Annotated in this window: 16 protein-coding genes and 1 pseudogene; 15 read left to right on the forward strand and 2 right to left on the reverse strand. The window is 43.3% G+C overall.

The genetic code is table 11. From position 1 onward, the window contains the following. Positions 1-3 precede the first annotated feature (3 nt). The 8 genes from ACKVDP_RS11150 to ACKVDP_RS11185 all read left to right on the forward strand — a co-directional run bounded on the left by ACKVDP_RS11150 (position 4) and on the right by ACKVDP_RS11185 (position 9,665). A complete protein-coding gene (locus tag ACKVDP_RS11150; protein WP_409228939.1) occupies positions 4-873 on the forward strand; it encodes an ABC transporter permease in 870 nt (289 codons plus the stop codon). A gap of 3 nt (positions 874-876) precedes the next feature. Beyond that, a complete protein-coding gene (locus tag ACKVDP_RS11155) occupies positions 877-1,848 on the forward strand; it encodes an ABC transporter ATP-binding protein (protein WP_409228940.1) in 972 nt (323 codons plus the stop codon). Continuing rightward, positions 1,838-2,836 carry an oligopeptide/dipeptide ABC transporter ATP-binding protein gene (locus tag ACKVDP_RS11160; RefSeq protein ID WP_409228941.1) on the forward strand — a complete coding sequence of 333 codons (999 nt, stop codon included), beginning with the start codon at positions 1,838-1,840 and terminating at the stop codon, positions 2,834-2,836. The genes ACKVDP_RS11155 and ACKVDP_RS11160 overlap by 11 nt, the downstream gene beginning before the upstream one ends. A 3-nt stretch (positions 2,837-2,839) precedes the next feature. Then, positions 2,840-4,051 carry a M20 family metallopeptidase gene (locus ACKVDP_RS11165; protein WP_409228942.1) on the forward strand — a complete coding sequence of 404 codons (1,212 nt, stop codon included), beginning with the start codon at positions 2,840-2,842 and terminating at the stop codon, positions 4,049-4,051. Positions 4,052-4,057: 6 nt separating this feature from the next. After that, the gene (locus ACKVDP_RS11170) at positions 4,058-5,359 is read left to right on the forward strand and encodes a M20/M25/M40 family metallo-hydrolase (RefSeq protein WP_409228943.1); all 1,302 of its coding nucleotides are present in this window, start codon (positions 4,058-4,060) and stop codon (positions 5,357-5,359) included. A 25-nt stretch (positions 5,360-5,384) separates the two neighbouring features. Further along, positions 5,385-6,149 carry an IclR family transcriptional regulator gene (locus ACKVDP_RS11175; protein ID WP_409228944.1) on the forward strand — a complete coding sequence of 255 codons (765 nt, stop codon included), beginning with the start codon at positions 5,385-5,387 and terminating at the stop codon, positions 6,147-6,149. A 212-nt stretch (positions 6,150-6,361) separates the two neighbouring features. Further along, entirely contained in the window at positions 6,362-8,074 is a 1,713-nt protein-coding gene (locus ACKVDP_RS11180) for an MFS transporter (protein WP_409228945.1), read from the forward strand. Positions 8,075-8,351: 277 nt separating this feature from the next. Further along, complete coding sequence (locus ACKVDP_RS11185; protein ID WP_409228946.1) at positions 8,352-9,665, forward strand: copper amine oxidase N-terminal domain-containing protein; 1,314 nt, start codon at positions 8,352-8,354, stop codon at positions 9,663-9,665. Positions 9,666-9,716: 51 nt separating this feature from the next. Here the strand turns inward: ACKVDP_RS11185 and ACKVDP_RS11190 are convergent, their stop codons facing one another. After that, entirely contained in the window at positions 9,717-10,493 is a 777-nt protein-coding gene (locus tag ACKVDP_RS11190; RefSeq protein ID WP_409228947.1) for an ABC transporter ATP-binding protein, read from the reverse strand. A gap of 416 nt (positions 10,494-10,909) precedes the next feature. On the opposite strand from ACKVDP_RS11190, the gene nuoE reads away from it, so the two are divergent. From nuoE to ACKVDP_RS11205, 3 genes and pseudogenes are all read left to right on the forward strand, one after another. Next, positions 10,910-11,389 carry an NADH-quinone oxidoreductase subunit NuoE gene (gene nuoE / locus ACKVDP_RS11195; RefSeq protein ID WP_409228948.1) on the forward strand — a complete coding sequence of 160 codons (480 nt, stop codon included), beginning with the start codon at positions 10,910-10,912 and terminating at the stop codon, positions 11,387-11,389. Between the two features lie 420 nt (positions 11,390-11,809). Beyond that, positions 11,810-13,278 (forward strand): annotated as a pseudogene (gene nuoF / locus ACKVDP_RS11200) (NADH-quinone oxidoreductase subunit NuoF). A gap of 11 nt (positions 13,279-13,289) precedes the next feature. Then, entirely contained in the window at positions 13,290-15,026 is a 1,737-nt protein-coding gene (locus ACKVDP_RS11205; protein ID WP_409228949.1) for an NADH-dependent [FeFe] hydrogenase, group A6, read from the forward strand. Between the two features lie 43 nt (positions 15,027-15,069). Here the strand turns inward: ACKVDP_RS11205 and ACKVDP_RS11210 are convergent, their stop codons facing one another. After that, entirely contained in the window at positions 15,070-16,380 is a 1,311-nt protein-coding gene (locus tag ACKVDP_RS11210; RefSeq protein ID WP_409228950.1) for a M14 family zinc carboxypeptidase, read from the reverse strand. A 182-nt stretch (positions 16,381-16,562) separates the two neighbouring features. Here ACKVDP_RS11210 and ACKVDP_RS11215 point away from each other — a divergent pair, with 182 nt between their 5' ends. The 4 genes from ACKVDP_RS11215 (at position 16,563) to ACKVDP_RS11230 (ending at position 19,997) form a co-directional block, all read left to right on the forward strand. After that, positions 16,563-16,985 carry a universal stress protein gene (locus ACKVDP_RS11215; protein WP_409228951.1) on the forward strand — a complete coding sequence of 141 codons (423 nt, stop codon included), beginning with the start codon at positions 16,563-16,565 and terminating at the stop codon, positions 16,983-16,985. A 147-nt stretch (positions 16,986-17,132) separates the two neighbouring features. Next, positions 17,133-17,528 carry a DUF1622 domain-containing protein gene (locus tag ACKVDP_RS11220; RefSeq protein ID WP_409228952.1) on the forward strand — a complete coding sequence of 132 codons (396 nt, stop codon included), beginning with the start codon at positions 17,133-17,135 and terminating at the stop codon, positions 17,526-17,528. 123 nt (positions 17,529-17,651) lie between these two features. Further along, positions 17,652-19,427 (forward strand): indolepyruvate ferredoxin oxidoreductase subunit alpha, encoded by a 1,776-nt coding sequence (gene iorA, locus ACKVDP_RS11225; RefSeq protein WP_409228953.1) that lies wholly within the window; start codon positions 17,652-17,654, stop codon positions 19,425-19,427. After that, positions 19,428-19,997 (forward strand): indolepyruvate oxidoreductase subunit beta, encoded by a 570-nt coding sequence (locus ACKVDP_RS11230; protein ID WP_409228954.1) that lies wholly within the window; start codon positions 19,428-19,430, stop codon positions 19,995-19,997. Positions 19,998-20,039: the final 42 nt, after the last annotated feature.

Below are 20,039 nucleotides of genomic sequence, written 5' to 3' on the forward strand. Positions count from 1 at the left end.
TCTATGAAATGGAAAATGAGACTAAAAAAATTGAAAGAATTTAGTAGGGCGGTTGCAAGGAACAAAATGGCTCTGACAGGTTCTGTAATATTAGGTGTATTTATTCTGGTAGCCATATTTGGACCAATCCTGGTCCCCTTTTCAACAATGGAGTTTGGATCGGTGGAGGATATGCTTCAGCCCCCATCATCCAAGTTTCTCTTGGGGACTGATGACATGGGAAGGGATGTCCTGGCCAACCTTATCCATGGTGCAAGGGTGTCTCTTCTGATTGGAGCTGTAGCCACTATGATTTCAATGGTTATAGGCACATTAATCGGCATACTGGCGGGATACTTTGGAAAGCGTGTAGATAATCTGCTTATGCGCTTTACTGACTTCTTCCTGGTTATACCATGGCTTCCACTGATGATGGTGCTTGCAGCCATTCTTGGAACCAGTCTTTGGAATATAATATTTGTAATCGGAATCACGGGATGGGCTGGTACGGCAAGGGTAGTAAGAGCTCAAACCCTATCAGTTAAGGAGAGGCAGTTTGTTGAACGTACGGTATCCATTGGTGCAGGAAATCTACATATAATGCTTAGACATATTCTCCCCAATGTATTTCCATTGGTATTTGCCAATACGGTTCTGGTAGCTGCAGTTGCCATAGTTTCTGAGACTACCCTGAGCTTTCTTGGGTTGGGAGACCCAACAATGGCCAGCTGGGGCATGATGCTTCACTATGCCTTTGAAGGTGGTGCCACCGCAGCGGGAGCCTACTGGTACTATCTGCCACCGGGAATATGCGTGGTACTTGTGGTATTGTCCTTTACGCTTTTAGGGTATGCCTTTGATGAGATTCTGAATCCAAAACTGAGAGGGAGGTAGACGATGACATTACTGGAAGTCAATAATCTAAAAACATATTTTGAAACCTCCCAGGGTCTATACAAGGCTGTAGATGGAACCACATTTGATCTTGATTATGGAGAGGCTCTGGGCTTGGTTGGAGAATCCGGATGTGGAAAGACAACCTGTGCCCTTTCCATAACAAGGCTTTTACCCAAGGAGGGGAAGATACACGGAGGGGAGATATTCCTTGAGGGAACTAATCTTGTTAAGCTTGGTGACGATGAGATTAGAGCCAGAAGATGGAAGGACGTTTCCATAATATTTCAGGGTGCGATGAATGCACTGAACCCTGTTATGAAGATAGGAGACCAGATTGCAGAGGCTGTGGTGCTCCATGAGAAGGTATCCAAGAGATCGGGCATCAAAAGGGCAGAGGAATTGTTTGAGCTTGTGGAGATGCCGAAGAAAAGGATAAACAACTATCCGCATGAGTTCAGTGGAGGGATGAAACAAAGGGCAATGATAGCTATGGCACTTGCATGCAATCCCAAAATAGTAATAGGGGACGAGCCCACTACAGCTCTTGATGTAATGGTACAGGCCCAAATCCTCAATCTTCTTGAGAAGCTTCGAAGGGAACTTAGGATGGGACTTATTCTAATAACACATGATCTTTCAATACTGGCTGAGACCTGTGATAAGATTGCTGTAATGTATGCCGGCAAGATAGTTGAGATTGGAACCATAGAGGATATATTTGAAAGAACGGCACATCCTTATACTGAAAGACTTATCTCCTGCTTTCCAAATGTTGGAAAGGAAAAGATCATTCCTCCGGGAATTGATGGAGTTCCCCCTAATCTGTTGGAGCCAATTAAAGGTTGCAGCTTCTATCCAAGATGCCACAAAGCACTTCCCATTTGTTCCCATGTAGAACCGGAAAGCAGAAATTTGGGAGGGAAGCACTTTGCGTCATGTCATCTAAGTGGGGAGGTAAGCCATGAGCAATAACCATGTTGTTGATATAGAAAATATTAAGGTTCATTTTGATATTAAAAGAAGTCTTGCACAGGATATAATAAGCAAGAAAAAAATCATCCTAAAGGCAGTTGATGGGATTTCTTTTAGCATTGCCAAAGGGGAGATCCTTTCACTGGTTGGAGAAAGCGGTAGTGGAAAGACGACAACCGGTAAGGCAATTTTACAGCTTGCACCACTCACAGAAGGCAGTGTAAATTTTCTTGGTGAAGAGGTACGGGGGAATGACAAGGTATATATGAAGGAATTCAGGCAGAACGCCCAGATGATATTTCAGGATCCGTATCAGTCAGTTAATCCAAGAAATATTGTAATGGACATAGTTGCGGAGCCTCTTGATGTGCATGGCCTTGTCAAGACAGAGGCCGAGAGGGAGGAGAGGGTAAGGCATGCTTTGGAGCAGGCAGGGATGAATCCCGCTGAGGATTATCTATACAGATATCCCCACGAGCTTTCCGGAGGTCAGAGGCAAAGGGTTGTGCTTGCAAGCTCCATGATTCTTGAACCAAAGTTTGTTGTAGCTGATGAGCCGGTATCAATGCTGGATGCATCCATTAGGACGGGAATACTTAAGCTTCTTCTCGAGCTGAGAGAAAAAAAAGCGCTATCATACCTTTTCATAACCCACGACCTTTCCTTGGCATGGCTTATTTCTGATAGAATAGCAATAATGTATCTTGGTAAAATCATGGAAATTGGAAAGCCTGATTTAATAATACACAAAGGGATTCATCCCTACACACGGGCCTTAACTGCAATTATGCCCAAACCAGGAATAGGGAGAAAAGAGGGAAGGAGGATACTTCCTGGAGAGACTCCAAGTCCGATTGAGGAGATTAATGGATGCAAATTCTGCACCAGATGCCCTATAGCCAAGGATATCTGCAAAGAGATTGAGCCATTGATGGAGGAGCTTGAAAGTGGACACTTTGTTGCATGTCATTTTGCCAAGGAGATATAGATAATGGGAAATACATTAAAGAACACTGATATGGAACAAGAACTGAACCCTGGTCATGATGTAGCGGAGCTTGCAGCTACCCTTGTCAGGATACCAAGCTGCTCAGAAACATTCAGTAGGGAAAATGCAATGGCTATGCATATCCATTCCATCTTTCAGGCTGAGGGTATAAGCTCTGAGCTTATTGAGGTAGAGGAAAATCATTTCAATGTAACTGCAACAATAAAAGGGACAGGAGAGGGCAAGTCTCTTATGCTATGCGGACACCTTGACACAGTTCCCGCATATGATATGGAAGATCACCTCTCAGGTTCCATAATAGATGGAAGATTATACGGTAGGGGATCCTGTGACATGAAAGGAGCCTTAGCCGCCATGATTTATGCAATTATTGATATAAAAAGATCAGGGGTCCAACTGAAGGGTGACCTTGTCTTCGCAGGTGTGATAGAAGAAGAGATAGGCGGTAAAGGAATTGGGCATATAGCCAAGCATGGACCTTTTGTTGATGGGGCTGTCATTGGAGAACCTACTGATATGAGGGTTGCCTTGGGGCATAAGGGATTAGAGTGGATCAAGATTGATGTTAAAGGGAAAAAAGTTCATGGTGGGAAAATGGACAAGGGAGTGAATGCCATAGTAATGGCAGGAATTTTAGTTGAAAAAATTCACAGGGAATACACACAGGTACTTAGAGGTAGAAGTCATCCGATACTAGGAAGTCCAACCATCAATATTGGAAGGATTTTTGGTGGTGACCAGCCAAGCACCGTGCCTGGAACCTGTACAATTGAGATTGATAGAAGGTGGATTCCTGAGGAAACTCTGGACCAGGTATATCAAGAGCTCGAAAGCTTAATTGATAACATTAGATCCGAGGAACCACGGTTTTCAGCTACGGTAAGAAGCTACAAAGAACCAAATGAAATACCACCCCACAGGCCATTTTGCACAGAAGCAACGGATCCATTGGCTAGTAAAGCCATGAAGGTTCTTGGAAGATTGGGAATCGTTGAAATCAAGCCCACTGATTTCCCGGCATGGTCTGATGCTGGTGTACTTGCTGATCTTACAGAAGCTAGATGTATAATCGTAGGGCCAGGGGACTTGGAGCTTGCTCACACAGCAGAAGAGAGCATTGCTGTTGAGGATCTGGAAGTAGCAAGATGTTTTTACAGGGAGCTGGCTGTGGATTACTGTGGATTGGAGGAGTAGATGCTTATGAGTAAAGATTTTCTTGATTCTTATATAGAGTCCTCAAAAGATGAAATGATGGGGCACATCCTAAAAATTGTTTCCATTCCTAGCTTTACAGGTAATATCGTGGAGAACAAGAAATGCCTTCAATATGTTCTTGACCTTGCTGAAAAGTTTGGATTCAAGACAATGACTACATCTGACATGTCTGTAGGCATAGTCGAAATGGGAGAAGGGCAAGAGTGCTTGGGCATACTGGTCCATGTGGATATTGTAGGTATAGGCGATCCTGAAAAGTGGACAAATGGTCCATTTGAAGGGGTCTGCAGGGATGGTTTCATCTGGGGAAGAGGTACATCTGATGATAAGGGTGCTGTTATTATGAGCCTTTATGCCATGAAGGCAGTATTGGACTCAGGGGTTAAGTTTAACAGGAAGGTCTGGCTCATCATAGGCACAAGTGAGGAAGGTGAATGGACAGACATGGAGACATTCAAGAAGGAATTCACCGTTCCTGATTTCGGTTTTTCTCCTGACGGAGAATTTCCAGTATTCAACGTGGAAAAGGGGTATGCTGATGTAATACTAAGCTTTGAGGAGCCAATGCTTTCAAGCATTTTGGAGCTCAAGGGAGGGGACAGCCCTAATACAGTACCATCGAAGGCTTATATCAGGCTTAATGATGGCAGAGAGATTACGGTCCATGGGATTTCTACACATAGTTCCACTCCTGAAGAAGGCAACAATCCCATAATTGAATTGTGTGGAAAGTTGAGGGATAGGGAAGAAAGTTTTAGGTTTGCAAGATTTGTCTCCAGACACCTTACAAATGATGGGAAACCTAATGATTTAAACATAGATGACGGTTTGGATAACTACCAAGGCGAGCATGTGGGAATCACCACTGCTGCACCAACAGTCCTCAAGCTGGAAAATGGCAAGTTGGTGCTCAATGTAAATATTAGACAAAAGTATGGAACCACACTTGAAAAAATATCAAGGGGATTTCAAGAAAAATCTGATGAATTTGGATATAGCTATGAGATAAGCAATTACCTTGAGCCAATGAGGGTTTCCGGCGACCTTCCTTTTCTAAATATAATGAGGGAAGTCAGTAGAGAGTATGGAGTAGATGATAGCCTCAAGGTTGCCGCTGGAACAAGCTACGCAAAATCCATGGAAAGGTTTGTTTCATGGGGGCCTGTTTTCCCTGAAGACCCTCAGACAGCCCATATGGAGGATGAAAGGATATCAGTCGAGACAATGCTCTTGGCAGCTAAGCTTTATGCTTATTTTGTTTACAGGATGGCGAATGAAGAATACTAAGTGTTGGAGTTGAGGTGATGAGAGTATGGAGTTGAAGATAAAGGACAAGATGACCAGCTTGGAAAAAGGCTTATATCTTTTAAGCCTGTTTGCTGAGGAACCGTATGAGCTTTCAGTTCCTGATCTGGTTGAATTGACTGGTTTTAACAGAACCACTATTTATAGGACACTTACATCATTGGAGGAAGCGGGTATGCTTATAAGAGACGATATGGGCAAGGTCTACAAAATGGGACCGATGACCTACCACATGGGAAATGTATACCTGCATCATGCAAACTATAAGAAGAGCATAGAAGCAATCCTCAAGAAAATATCCAATGAATCCAAGGAGTCTGTGGGAATTGCTCATAGAGAGGGACATAATGTGATTTCCATATATGCTATAGAAAACAACCACCACCTTAAGGTAAACGACAAACCAGGAACATTCTATTCAATGAATAAGGGATGCTTTGGAAAATGCCTTATGGCGTATTACAATGAAGATATTGTAAAATCAATGCTTGAAGAAGCTGTGTTTGAAAAGACCGCTTCAAAGACGTTAACAACAAAGGAAGAAATACTATCTGAATATGAGCAAATAAGAAAACAGGGTTTTGTAATCAGTCTGGATGAGGTTGCCTCATATATTTGCGGAGTCGGGGTACCATTGAGAAGTCCAGATGGAAGGGTTGATAACGTAGTCGCTATCTCCTTTTTACGTCAAGGGGACTATGAAGAAAAAATAGAAAGATTTAAAGAGATCCTGTTCAAGTACAAAGAGGAGATTGAAAGATACCTTATATAGTTCTAACTTTTCGATTGTTGGATTGAAATCACAAATCGTACAGAATAGGATTTAGTGACAAAACAAATATAGATACTTCTCCGCCAGAAACCTTAGACTTTCCAAATCGGAAAGTCTTTTTTGTTCAAGAGAGTAAAAAGGGGTATACTTAGAGAGGTAACAAGTATATTCAAATATGATCTAGAGTTTGAAGTGATAGGGAGGAGTACATAATGGATTTCAACAATAACAACTTTAAGGGTTTCAACTTTAACTTTGGGAAAGGTCCCGGAACTTGGAATCAGCAGGGTTCGTCCAAGGGCTTTAGGGAAAGCTACGAAGATTTCAAGCAGGAGATGAGGGCTAGGGACGCCAACCGCAAGGGGAAGCATCCCTTCATAATCATCCTTGCTACGCTTGTCATAATGTTTGCCTTTTTCTTTGTGACCCTCCCTGCCTTGAACTTTATGGCTCACGAATTTTACAGTTTTCTGATTGTAGCGGTTTTGGTATATAACGGGCTGAATCTGCTTTTTGGGAAGATGTCCATTATGCGTACAGGCTTTGTTTCATTAATCCTTTTGGGGGTGTTGATTGTTGCACCCATTGTACTGGGATTCTTGTCCCAGCCCATATTCAATGCAAAGAAGTATTCAGCCCTAATACCGGTTGAAGATGCCAACTTTGCTGATACGGTGGAGGAGATAAGCTATGACAAGGTGCCCGTTGTGGACCGGGATGCTGCAGTTGTGATCGGAGCCAGGCAGATGGGTTCTGTCCAGGAGGTTGTATCCCAGTTTGAAATAAACGAGAATTATACCCAGATTAACATTCAGGGTGTACCTGTAAGGGTATCACCCTTGGCATACTCAGACCTGGTAAAGTACTTCCTGAACTTCAGGAACGGAATCCCCTATTACGTGAAAATAGATATGGCAACACAGGAGGCTGACCTTGTAAAGCTTGTGGAACCCCTGAAGTATTCAAAGAGCGACATCCTTATGAGGGACATCACAAGGCATATCAGGTTCAGGCATCCCACCAAGATGTTTGGGGAGACCAACTTTGAGGTGGATGATGAAGGAAAGGGATTCTATATAACATCAGTTTTGACTAGAAGGATTGGAATCTTCGGAGGTACGGACATCAAGGGAGCCATAGTCACCAACGGCAGCACAGGAGCGTCCACCTACTATGATGTTGCCGATGTTCCTTCCTGGGTGGACCGGGTATATCCTTCAAGCCTTGTAATTCAGCAGCTGGATTACAGGGGGAGTCTCTCAGACGGTTTCATTAACTCCATAATCGGTCAGAGGAATGTTACAAGGACAACCCAGGGATACAACTATGTTCCCCTGGATGATGACATTTACCTCTACACCGGATCCACTTCCATAAGGAGTGATTCATCCAACCTTGGATTCTATTTTGTAAACCTTAGAACCAAGGAGGCCAAGTTTTTCTCCGTACCCTCGGCGGATGAGGTATCTGCAATGAACTCGGCCACCGGACAGATACAGGAGAAGAACTATACACCGGCATTTCCTATCCTATTGAACATACAGGATCGGCCAACATACCTGATAGGATTGAAGGATGCTTCAGGGTTGGCAAAGATGTTCGCATTGGTGGATGCTGAAAACTATCAGAATGTTACCGTGGGAAACACTGTCCAGGAGGTCATGAACCAGTATTACATTAGAACTGATACCTCAGGCATCCCAGGTGCTGATGCAGATGAACGGTCAATTGTAATTGAAAGGATGCAGAGTGTGGTAGTTGATGGAAACACCATCTACTACATCATGGCAAGGGGCGAGGATACTGTGTATGTGGGCAACGCAAAGAAGCTGGGAGCTTCCATTGTGTTTGCAAAACCGGGGGATACCTTGAATGTCTTTGGAAATCCAAAGGAAAATCAGTTTGATATTCTCGAGATTAGATAATAGATAGGACATTATATACTTTGTTTAAATGGAGGCTTTTCCATATTGTGTGGAAAAGCCTTTAAAATATTTTGAAGTTAAGCAATGTGGGAGAGACAGCTTCATGGCTCAATAGAAAGCAGGTTAGATGCCCAGGCTTATAGGGTAAATAATTAACAGGAAGATGAATAGATGCAGGGATGCCTAGACCTTGGGAGTGTATTTGGACGCTTGCTCTCAGGTGAGCAAGCAGCGTAACCGACCGGTTTGGTCGGTATTTTTATTGGGAGGGATAATAATGTTTATTGGAGTGAAAAAATCAATAGTGATGGTCTTATCCATACTTTTGGTGACGATATCACCAACATTCACTCTGGCTCAATCAATTCATTATGAAACGCCCTTTGACGGAATAGACTATTCAAGATCAGATCACATAAGGATTTTCATTGATGGTCAAGAGCTGGAGCTTGATGTGGCACCAAGGATATCAGGTGGAAGGACCCTGGTTCCAATGCGGGCCATATTCGAGGAATTTGGACTCACGGTTAATTGGAATGAGGAGGATAGAACTGTAACCGGTGAGGGAGTGGGACTGATAGTGAAATTTGGAATCGACAGCAATCAGGCAACGGTCAACGGCTTGGTCCATACCCTGGATACTCCTGCAATGATAGTTGACGGACGGACAATGGTTCCCTTGAGATTCCTATCCGAAGTCCTGGGCTACAATGTTGTTTGGGTAGGTGATTCACAGATGATCCTTCTCAGCAAGGAGCCTATAATCGAGTGGAGATACGGTGGATTTGAGGCAGCCAAGCCCTACAGGGAGTATGAGTACATGTACTACAATGGAGAGGTAACATCTGAGTTTAGATATACAGGGACCTTCAAGGATGTCCAGCATATTGACCTCTATGATAAGAACGGAAGAATAATTCCAAATGTTCCGGACTTCAAGGTAAATGAATACTCATACCTATGGTCCAACAAATCACCCTTTGAGGGCAAAACCTGGTGGATTCACAGGGATCAGCTGGAAAAGACAAGAAGCATCAGTGTAATAAGTGAAAGCGAAGGCATGGAGCAGATCAGTATGGTTCAGCTGGAGGCATATGAGACTGTTGGAGGATATGTTCGGATTACTGTTAGGGAGCACTTATTTGACCTACAGCTGTGGAAAGACCTGATTGGATCACCTGATTCCAAATATGCTTCTGCAATAAATCCTGAGCTGTTTGATGAGACTGAAATACCAGCCTATGATACCATATTGAGGGTTACTGTTGGAGAAGGTCTGGAAGGGTATATCCCCCTTAAGGGTCTTAAAGGAACCATAGTGGAACCTGACAGGGAAAGCATCTACACTTACCTCGAAAAGGATCCCACAACCTTGTTCAACTGGGATAGAATGACCTGGAACAGACTTGATAGGGAGCTTCCATGGGTAGGAATGACGTCAGATATGCTACTAGTGAAGCTGAAGGAATCTCCTGACCAGACAGCCAAGATAACAACAGAATTTTCAGTTCTTGAGCTATGGGTATATCAGCATGAATATGGAGATGTAATCTACTACTTTGATGACGGAGTATTGGTGAACATGTGGTAAAGAAAAATGATCCCTGGATTTATCCAGGGATCATTTTTAAGGAACTTAACCCTAAAGATCAAAGCCCACTGAATACCTTTCATTGGAATTTGAACAATTGACCTCTGTTTCAAAAAAATCAGTTAGGTTCTCTTTTGTAAGCAGGTCCTTTGTGTACCCCTTTGAGTGGATTTCGCCCCTCCTCATCAATAGTGCATGAGAGAAAACCGGTAGGATCTCCTCGGTCTGGTGGGTAACATAAATTAGGGTAGGAGCATTTTCGCTCCTTGCCAAACCATCGATTGTTGCAAGCACCTTTTCCCTTGAGAATATATCCAGTCCCGAGCATGGTTCATCAAGTATAAGCAGACTAGGCTTAGCCATCAGGCCTCTTGCAATGAGAATTCTCTGCTTCTCTCCCTGTGACAGGGTGTTGTATATCCTGTCTGCCAAATGTCTGCAATCAAGAAGATGCAACAGTTCCATTGCGTACTCCACATCTTCGACTATGGGATCCTCAAACAGACCGATTGATGCGTACCTGCCACTTACAACTATCTCCAATGCAGTTTCATTTCCGTATAGCTTTTCAGCAAGGGCAGTACTCACCCAGCCAATTGACTTTCTAAGCTCTCTCAGGTCATATCCGCCAAAAGTCTTTCCCAGCACTGAGACAGCACCTTCTGAAGGGAAAATATATCCGTTGATCATATTCAGAAGGGTAGTCTTTCCTGAGCCGTTAAGACCAAGTATAGCCCAGTTCTCACCTTCCTTGACTGTCCAGTCTATATTTTTCAATATGTATTTTGAATTCCTTGAAATTGAGACGCCCCTTACCTTGATTACCATATCGTGACTTCCTTTCTGATTAAGACTTTTGAAGATTATATCACTAATGATCATTTTATTGAACCATAGAAGCGCTTTTAATAGCAAGAGTTTTACTCCTGTAAGTTAATGATAATAAAAAGATCGAAATAAGTGTTAATGAATTAACAAAATAAAGAATAATGGGATGTCTATAATAAATCAAACCCAAAATTCATTAGATGTAAAAGAGCGGCGTATATGGACTTCTTTTAAGTGTTGCGATTTAAACATTTGTCATCAATTGAAGCCAAAGTTCAGAAAATACTTGGATTGGAGGACAATTGCGACTAATGAGAAAACATATATAAATTTACATAATACTATTTTATTTTGGGTAAAAATTTGCTATAGTAGTCATAGTTGCTATGTTAAATAAATAACAAAGGAGTGAGAAGATGAAAACAAGGACACTAAGCCAGGACCTTTACACCCAGCTTGAGGAATACATTGCATCAACAGAGGCAAATGATGCAGCGTTGATTGAGGTCCTGCACGAAGCGCAGCATCTTTTCGGCTATTTACCCATGGAGGTCCAGTTGTTCATAGGTGAAAAGCTGAATATTCCAGCATCCAAGGTCTTTGGAGTAGTAAGCTTCTACTCATACTTTACTACGGAGCCCAAGGGAAAGTACATAATCAATATTTGTACTGGAACCGCCTGCTTTGTCAGGAATGCCAATGCAATTGTCAAGGAGTTTGAGAAGACCCTGAACATCAAGACAGGTGAGACAACTGGGAATGGAATGTATACTATTGATTGTCTGAGATGTGTTGGAGCCTGTGGTCTGGCCCCTGTGGTGATGGTAAATGAGGATGTGTATGGAAAGGTAACTGTTGAAGATGTGCAAAAGATAATTGCCAAGTATACCGAATAGGAGGTGAGATTTATGGATAGGATAGAAAATTTGGACTGCCTACTGAATAAGCAGAAGGAACTTGAGCATACAATGGATATCAGAAAGGCCAATCATGACAACACGGAATACCGTGAGCTTCTTATCTGCGGTGGAACTGGATGTGTTTCTTCCCAAAGCTTGAAGCTCCTTGAGAACCTCAACGAGGAAATAAGAAACCACGGACTTGAAAATTCAGCAAGGGCATCAATTACAGGGTGCTTCGGATTCTGTGAGAAGGGACCTATTGTAAAGGTGTTCCCGGAGGATGTGTTCTATGTAGGTGTTCAGCCTGAGGATGCGTCCAACATAGTAAACACACATCTTGTTCAGGGAAGAAGGGTGGAAAGACTGCTATATGAAGAACCAACCCTTAAGAAGAAGGTCCAGACCCAGCATGAGATGGAGTTCTACAAGAAGCAGGAAAGGATTGCCTTGAGAAATTGCGGTCTCATCAACCCTGAGCTAATTGAGGAGTACATTGCAAACAGAGGATATGAGGCTCTTGGAAGATGTCTTCTTGAGATGAGTCCAAAGGATGTTATACATATCATAAAGACAGCTGGCCTCAGAGGAAGAGGAGGCGGAGGATTTCCAACAGGGCTAAAATGGGAATATGCATCCAAGCAGAAATCAGATGTAAAATATGTGGTTTGCAATGCTGATGAGGGTGATCCGGGAGCCTTTATGGACAGGTCTATACTTGAGGGAGATCCTCACAGCGTAATTGAAGCCATGATAATAAACGGCTATGCAATAGGTGCAAACAAGGGATTTGTGTATATACGTGCGGAATATCCCCTTGCTATAAAAAGGTTAAAGAATGCCCTCAGGCAGGCAAGAACTGCAGGACTTCTTGGACAGGATATAATGAATTCCGGATTCAGCTTTGACATTGACATAAAGTATGGTGCTGGAGCATTTGTATGCGGTGAGGAAACCGCACTTATACACTCGATCGAGGGGGGCGTGGCGAGCCAACAACCAAGCCTCCATTCCCTGCAGAAAGTGGCTTGTGGGGTAAACCAACCTCTGTGAACAATGTGGAAACCTTCTCAAATGTACCTGCCATCATTATTAACGGGGCTTCATGGTACAACAAGTTCGGTAGCCATACATCAAAGGGCACAAAGGTTTTTGCCCTGGCTGGAAAGATAAATAACGTAGGTCTTGTTGAGGTTCCAATGGGGATTACATTGAGGGAAATAATCTACGATATAGGCGGCGGTATCAAGGATGGGAAGAAGCTGAAGGCAGTACAGACAGGAGGACCCTCTGGTGGATGTATAACAGCTGACCAGCTTGATGTTGAGATCGACTATGAATCCCTCTATTCTATCGGTTCCATGATGGGATCTGGAGGTATGATTGTAATTGATGAGGATAACTGTATCGTTGATATTGCAAAGTTCTATCTTGAATTCACTGTTGAGGAATCATGTGGAAAATGCACCCCTTGCAGAGTCGGGAATAAGAGGCTCTACGAGATGCTAACAAAGATCACAGAAGGTAAGGGAACAGAAGAGGATCTGGAGACCATGAGGAACCTGGCTGAAACCATTAAGCTTACCTCTCTTTGCGGACTTGGTCAAACTGCTCCAAATCCAGTGCTTTCAACCATGAAGTACTTCCATGAGGAGTATCTTGCCCATGTGAGGGATAAGAAATGTCCTGCTGGAGTATGTCAGGCACTTCTTAAGTATCACATAAGTGAGGACAAGTGTATAGGATGTACAAAATGTGCCAGGGTATGCCCTGTATCGTGTATAAGCGGGAAGGTAAAGGAAGTCCATATTATAGATCAGGATATTTGCATTAAATGCGGAGCTTGCTTTGAGGCTTGCCCGGTTAATGCAATTTCGAAAGGATAGGGGTGATGGGTATGATTAGTGTAAACATAAACGGAAAGATGGTACAGGTTCCTGAGGGAACCACGATTTTGGAGGCTGCAAAGCTGGTAAATGTCAAGATACCTACCCTGTGTCACCTGGACCTTCACGATATAAAGATGGTCAACAAGGCTGCAAGCTGCAGGGTTTGTGTAGTTGAGGTTGAGGGGAGAAAAACATTGGCGCCAGCATGTGCGACTCCTGTATTTGAGGGAATGGTTGTAAAGACCGACACCAAGAAGTCTGTCAAGGCAAGGAGAACAGTAGTGGAGCTTCTTCTTTCAGACCATCCCAAAGATTGCCTGGTTTGTGAAAAGAATCTCGAATGCGAGCTTCAGGCTCTGGCTGCGGAAATGGGACTTAGACATATGAAATATGAAGGTGAACTGTCTGAATTTCCAAAGGATGACAGTAGCTTCTCAATTGTTAGGGATATGACCAAGTGTATCATGTGCAGAAGATGTGAAACCATGTGCAACGAGGTTCAGACGGTCCATGTCCTTTCCGGTTTGGGCAGAGGATTTGATACTGTTGTTGGAACTGCATTTAACCTGCCCATGTATGAGACCACCTGTACATTCTGCGGACAGTGTCTTGCAGTCTGTCCTACAGCAGCCCTTGCAGAGGTAAACAATGTGCCAAAGGTTTGGGATGCAATAAACGACGAGAAAAAATATGTTGTGGTCCAGACTGCACCTGCTGTCAGGGTTGCCCTGGGGGAGGAATTTGGAATGGAGCCAGGAACCGTTGTTACGGGTAAAATGGTGGCTGCCCTTAGAAACATAGGCTTTGACAAGGTGTTCGACACGGACTTTGCTGCGGACCTTACAATAATGGAGGAGGCATCGGAGTTTGTTCACAGGCTGAAGCACGGAGGTAAGCTTCCAATCCTTACAAGCTGTTGTCCAGGCTGGGTCAAGTTTTTCGAGCACCAGTTCAGTGACATGCTTGACATACCTTCAAGCTGCAAATCGCCTCACGAGATGTTTGGCTCCGTTGCAAAGACATATCTTGCGGAAAAGCTTGGGGTGAAGCCCGAGAATATGACAGTGGTTTCTGTCATGCCATGCGTTGCCAAAAAGTACGAAGCTGCAAGACCTGAGCTGGGTCACGGTGGAACAAAGGATGTGGATATTGTAATAACCACAAGGGAGCTGGCAAGGATGATAAATGAAGCTGGAATAAGCTTTAATCATCTTGAGGACGAGGAGTTTGACAATCCTTTAGGGGAGTCAACAGGTGCTTCAGTAATATTCGGGGCGACAGGTGGTGTAATAGAAGCCGCCCTCAGGACAGCCTATGAATGGCTCACTGAGGAGACTCTTGAAAATGTTGAATTTGAAGCGCTGAGAGGAATTGAGGGAACTAAGGAGGCAACAATAAATATAAATGGTGAGGATATTAATATAGCAGTAACCCATGGCCTTGGAAATGCCAGAAATCTACTGGAAAGAATAAGAAGAGGTGAAGCTCAGTACCATGCAATAGAAATAATGGCATGTCCAGGAGGCTGCATTGGAGGGGGAGGTCAGCCTTATCATCACGGTGACCTAGAGATACTTGAAAAAAGGATAGCAGGTATCTATTCCGAGGACAGGGCAAAGACAATCAGGAAGTCCCACGAAAATCCAATGATCAAAAAGATCTATGAGGAATACCTGGGTGAGCCCTACGGAGAGAAGGCCCATGAGCTGCTCCATACCTATTATGTTCCTAGAATCAAGATGTAGAAATTGAAGAAGGCTGCTGCCATTAACTTGGCTGCAGCCTTTTCTATTCATTTATTGAAGACTCGGGGATACCATCACCTTCTACAATTATCCCGCCTGAGCTTTTTGCAATTGCATTTGCATAAGCCTTGTCAGGAAAATCTCTTACATATTTGCCATCCACGTATAGCCTAAAGGGGAAGTATCCGGTCTTTTCACCAAGCTCCTGATAGTGTAGAGGAAGAAGCCGTGTCTGTTCATAAGCTTCAAGATAAGAGCTGTTTCCTGAAGGTAAAAGTGTATCAAATGGCAGAGTCTCAATTGTAAGTGACGGCTTTAGTGACAACGCCACATGGTAGGAGGTTGAATAACCGCTGCCGCTACCCGTATCAGGGAGTAGCCTGTACCCAGTCACTTCCCTTGTCCTTTGTGCAAGTTCAAGGGCTTTGTCTCTGTACCGGTCAGGGTACCATTTGTATTCGTAATAGACAACATTCCCTCTGGAATGGTAGGAGGCGTAGCTTCTAAAATCAAAGCTTTCCATGTAATTCATAAGAGCCTGTGTCTCAGGCTCGCTGCCTGCATGGCTTCCGGGATAGTACTCACCGTCAGGTTGGTTGGAGTAGAAGTCTCCAGGATACTTCTGCCATTTATCGGTAAGCTCAATCATACCATCCTCAAGATAGAAATCCGGAAAGTTCTTGTTCAGGTCAACTCCATAGACGTTTGCCTTCCACTGGGAATAATCATTGTCATCAATGGCGAAGAGAGTGCTCTTTACAGATTCTGTGACAACTGAATCAGTGCCAAACTTTGACAGGTCATGACCGTCGGGATTTACAAGTGGAATAAAATGAAAAACCGACTTTGAAAGAATATCCCTTAAACTGAAATCCCTAATGTGGGAATCCTTGTAATAGTCAGCGGCGTAATCTTCAACTTGCTTGAGCAGGATTGCGGGATTGACTGTTTCCCTTCCATGGATTCCAGCCTCGATCAGATAGTGCATTCGGAAGGTCTTATAGTCATCCCTTGTTCTTGCATCCTTTATACCCTCTGTCATGACCAGTGAGTATATTTCCTTTCCATCATGTGAATATCCAATATTCTCGTAGGAAATTATTTCTGGGTATCGGTCAGCAAGCTCTCTCGCAATCTTGGAATAGTCTTCTGATGAATACTGTGACCCTGATTGAAGTCTAAGCAAAGGGTTTTCCAGATAATCATCAACTTGTGCAACCCTATCCTCTACTTCATCCATTACAACAGGAGCATCCTGGCTTTTATCCAGCTTGGATTCAATGGCTGAATCTGAAAATGCAGGGGACAAGGCTACAGCAAATATAGCCGTGTAAGCAATAATTTTTTGTATCATGGGCCTGCCTCCCTTCGAGGATTTGATTTCATTGGTAAGCGTTTTAAGGATTATACCCAGAATGGACCCGGTACAATCGTACATACAAGCTATTGCGTTAAAGTGGAGACTTATAGGGGTACATATATTAACAACAGGATGAATATCGTTAAGTTTAAACTAAATGAGAGGGAGGGAAGAGCATGAAGAAGATTCTCGTAACCACGGATGGATCGAAATATTCCCAGAAAGCACTTTTCAAGGCCAAGCAGATGGCAACGGACATGGGCTGTGAAGTAACGATTCTTTCTGTAGTGAACCTGTGGGATAATGTATATTCCCATAATATGGACATAAAGGCGGAGCTTGGCAAATCTGAAATGGATAGGACGCAGGACATACTAAAGGAGGCTGAGGAAATATTTAAGGGCTTTGAAGGGGAGTGGAAGACCGTATACAAGGTTGGAGATGTCGTGGATGTGATTGTGAAGTTTGCCGAAGAAGGAAACTACGACCTTGTCATAATGGGCAGCAGAGGTCTGGGAGCCTTTTCAAGAACTCTTCTTGGAAGTGTTTCGGACAAGGTGATCCACCATATTAACACATCTGTCATGATTGTGAAGTAGAGTAAACGCCGAAAGTCTCTCGCTTGAGAGACTTTTTTGTTGAATAGATTCAACAATTTTTCAAAAATAATTTGATACTGAATATTTATATGGTACAATAAAGGGCAGGGGAATTGTACCTAATATTTTTTATAAGGAGCGGTAAAAGTGATTATTGAACATTTGTTGGAAATGATAGTACCATACATAACCGGCTCACTGGAATTGATAGGAGTTGCAATCATATCCATAGCAGCGGTTAGGGGAGTATTTCAGTTTTTCGAAAATGGATTTAACTTTCGTGGTGATGATGTAGCAATTGACTTCGCAAAGGCCATGACTCTAAGTCTTGAATTCAAACTGGCAGCGGAGATAATCAAGACTGTTGTCATCAGGACAATTGATGAGTTTATTATCCTGGCATCAGTTGCAATACTAAGGGTAGTTCTTTCGTTTGTACTTCACTGGGAGCTTAAGAGTGGAGCTAAGAATGTTGATACCTACTGCGAAGATCCGGATGAGCTGGCAACTGATCCAAATCAGAACGTTCAAAAAATTAGATAGAAAATTTAAGGAAGTAATATGTTGGTTTAAAGCAATCGATATATTACTTTTTTGTAATTATTGTGCATTTTCAGAATTATCCTATATAATATAGTTAAGAAATTTAAAAACAGGAGTGATTAAATGAAAAAGCTATTAACCGGAAACGAAGCAATTGCAAGAGGAGCTTACGAAGCCGGCTGTCATGTAGCCACAGCGTATCCAGGGACGCCTTCGACTGAGATCTTGGAAAACGTTTCCACATATCAGGAGATCTATTCAGAATGGTCAACAAATGAGAAGGTTGCAATGGAAGTAGCTGCAGGTGCATCAATTGCAGGTGCAAGATCCATGGTTGCCATGAAGCACGTTGGACTCAACGTTGCGGCGGATCCACTTTATACAATAGCCTATGAAGGGGTTAACGGTGGTCTTGTTGTTATAACCGCCGATGAACCTGGCATGCACAGCTCACAGAACGAGCAGGATAACAGACTGACTGCACCCCATGCAAAAGTGGCATTGATGGAACCATCAGACAGCCAGGAGTGCAAGGACTATATCAAGAAGGCCTTTGAAATCTCAGAGGAATACGACACACCGGTTCTTTTCAAGGTGACTACAAGAATATGTCACAGTAAAAGTGCCGTTGAGCTTGAGGACAGAGTAGAGGTACCCATAAGAGAATACGTGAAGGACCCCAAGAAGTACATAATGGTGCCTGCCCACTCAAAAATCAAACACATACAGATGGAGGAGGAGAGAATTCCAAGACTGCAGGATTTCTCAAATACCACTGAGCTGAACAGGATTGAATGGAATGACAGAAAAATTGGAATAATTACATCTGGAGCAAGCTATGTGCATGCAAAGGAGGTTTTTGGCGACACTGTTTCATATCTTAAGGTAGGATTCAGCTGGCCGCTTCCCGACGAAAAATTCAGGGAGTTTTCAGCAGGTGTTGAAAAGATCTATGTAATCGAAGAGAACGAGCCCTACATGGAGAAGCACATCAAGGCGATGGGCATTGAGTGTACAGGCAAGGAAATCTTCTCTGTATGTGGGGAAATAAATCCACAGATAATAAGGGAAGCGATTCTTGGTGAAAAGCCTGAACAAGGCTACAGCCTGGATGTAGTCGCTCCCACTAGACCACCTGCACTTTGCGCAGGCTGTCCACATAGAGGTATATTCTATGAAATGTCTAAAAACAAGAATAAGATTAACGTGACCTCAGACATTGGCTGCTACACTCTTGGAGCAATGGAGCCACTCAATGTAGGTGATACATGCATATGCATGGGAGCGGGAATCAGTGCAGGTATAGGATTTGACAAGGTCAACAAGATGGCAGGAAGGGATAAGAAGGTGTTTGGAGTAGTTGGAGATTCAACCTTCTTCCATTCAGGCATGACTGGACTTGTGAATGCTGTGTACAATAAGAGCAATATGGTGACTGTAATACTTGATAACAGAATTACAGCCATGACAGGACATCAGGAAAATCCTGGAACAGGAAAATCAATTTCTGGAGTGGAATCTCCACAGGTGGACCTGGTGGCACTTGTTAGGGCCATAGGGATAAAGGAAGAGAACCTGAGAGTTATCGACCCATACGACATGGATGCCAACAAGGAGGCTGTTAAAGCTGGAATAGCAGCTGAAGAGCCATTTGTGATAATTACCAAGCAGCCTTGTGCCCTGCTTAAGGATGTTATGAAAAGAAGAGCAAACCTATATTCCCAGGTGGATCAGGAAAAATGCAGAAAATGCAAGACTTGTCTGAAGATAGGCTGTCCGGCAATATCAATGAAGGACAACGTGGTTTCAATTGATACGACCATGTGCAACGGTTGTGAGGTATGCGTGCAGGTATGTCCGTTCGATGCGATTGAATCATTTGGGGAAGAGGTGAAATAGATGACTAAGAGCTTATTGTTGGTAGGAGTTGGAGGACAGGGTACAATCCTTGTTTCAAAGATATTGTCCGAAGGTCTTCTGGAGGAAGGCTACGACGTTAAGATGGCTGAAATTCACGGGATGTCTCAGCGTGGAGGAAGTGTAACCACCCAGATAAGATTTGGGGATAAGGTCTATTCACCCACAGTAAACAAGGGGGATGCAGATGTTCTTGTATCCTTTGAGAAGATTGAGGCGCTGAGATACATTCCCATGCTGAAGAAAAACGGTACGCTGATCATTAATGAAGAGGAAATCTGGCCTCTAACGGTATTGGCTGGCCTTGAAGAATATCCTGAAGGTGTAATGGAAGAACTTAAGAAGAAGCTGGACAGTATTGTATCTGTTGATGCCAGAAGGATTGCTGAAGAAATCGGTGAGCCAAGATCCGCAAACATTGTTATGCTTGGATTGATGGTAAAGGCACTTGGGATAGACAAGATTGACTGGGTAAGCAAAATCAAGAAATTCCTCCCAGAAAGATTCCATGAAGCGAATATAAAAGCATTTGAAAGAGGTCTAAGCCTCTAGCAAAAAGAAGTGCCACTTTATGTGGCGCTTTTTTATATGTTG

This window comes from Gudongella ferriphila (assembly GCF_046224405.1).
Lineage (GTDB): Bacteria > Bacillota > Clostridia > Tissierellales > Tissierellaceae > Gudongella.

Excerpts from the sequence above, each read along its gene's own strand:
- ACKVDP_RS11150 (WP_409228939.1), top strand. The coding sequence starts at position 4 with ATGAAATGGAAAATGAGACTAAAAAAATTGAAAGAATTTAGTAGGGCG.
- ACKVDP_RS11155 (WP_409228940.1), top strand. The coding sequence starts at position 877 with ATGACATTACTGGAAGTCAATAATCTAAAAACATATTTTGAAACCTCC.
- ACKVDP_RS11160 (WP_409228941.1), top strand. The coding sequence starts at position 1,838 with ATGAGCAATAACCATGTTGTTGATATAGAAAATATTAAGGTTCATTTT.
- ACKVDP_RS11165 (WP_409228942.1), top strand. The coding sequence starts at position 2,840 with ATGGGAAATACATTAAAGAACACTGATATGGAACAAGAACTGAACCCT.
- ACKVDP_RS11170 (WP_409228943.1), top strand. The coding sequence starts at position 4,058 with ATGAGTAAAGATTTTCTTGATTCTTATATAGAGTCCTCAAAAGATGAA.
- ACKVDP_RS11175 (WP_409228944.1), top strand. The coding sequence starts at position 5,385 with ATGGAGTTGAAGATAAAGGACAAGATGACCAGCTTGGAAAAAGGCTTA.
- ACKVDP_RS11180 (WP_409228945.1), top strand. The coding sequence starts at position 6,362 with ATGGATTTCAACAATAACAACTTTAAGGGTTTCAACTTTAACTTTGGG.
- ACKVDP_RS11185 (WP_409228946.1), top strand. The coding sequence starts at position 8,352 with ATGTTTATTGGAGTGAAAAAATCAATAGTGATGGTCTTATCCATACTT.
- ACKVDP_RS11190 (WP_409228947.1), bottom strand. The coding sequence starts at position 10,493 with ATGGTAATCAAGGTAAGGGGCGTCTCAATTTCAAGGAATTCAAAATAC.
- nuoE (WP_409228948.1), top strand. The coding sequence starts at position 10,910 with ATGAAAACAAGGACACTAAGCCAGGACCTTTACACCCAGCTTGAGGAA.
- ACKVDP_RS11205 (WP_409228949.1), top strand. The coding sequence starts at position 13,290 with ATGATTAGTGTAAACATAAACGGAAAGATGGTACAGGTTCCTGAGGGA.
- ACKVDP_RS11210 (WP_409228950.1), bottom strand. The coding sequence starts at position 16,380 with ATGATACAAAAAATTATTGCTTACACGGCTATATTTGCTGTAGCCTTG.
- ACKVDP_RS11215 (WP_409228951.1), top strand. The coding sequence starts at position 16,563 with ATGAAGAAGATTCTCGTAACCACGGATGGATCGAAATATTCCCAGAAA.
- iorA (WP_409228953.1), top strand. The coding sequence starts at position 17,652 with ATGAAAAAGCTATTAACCGGAAACGAAGCAATTGCAAGAGGAGCTTAC.
- ACKVDP_RS11230 (WP_409228954.1), top strand. The coding sequence starts at position 19,428 with ATGACTAAGAGCTTATTGTTGGTAGGAGTTGGAGGACAGGGTACAATC.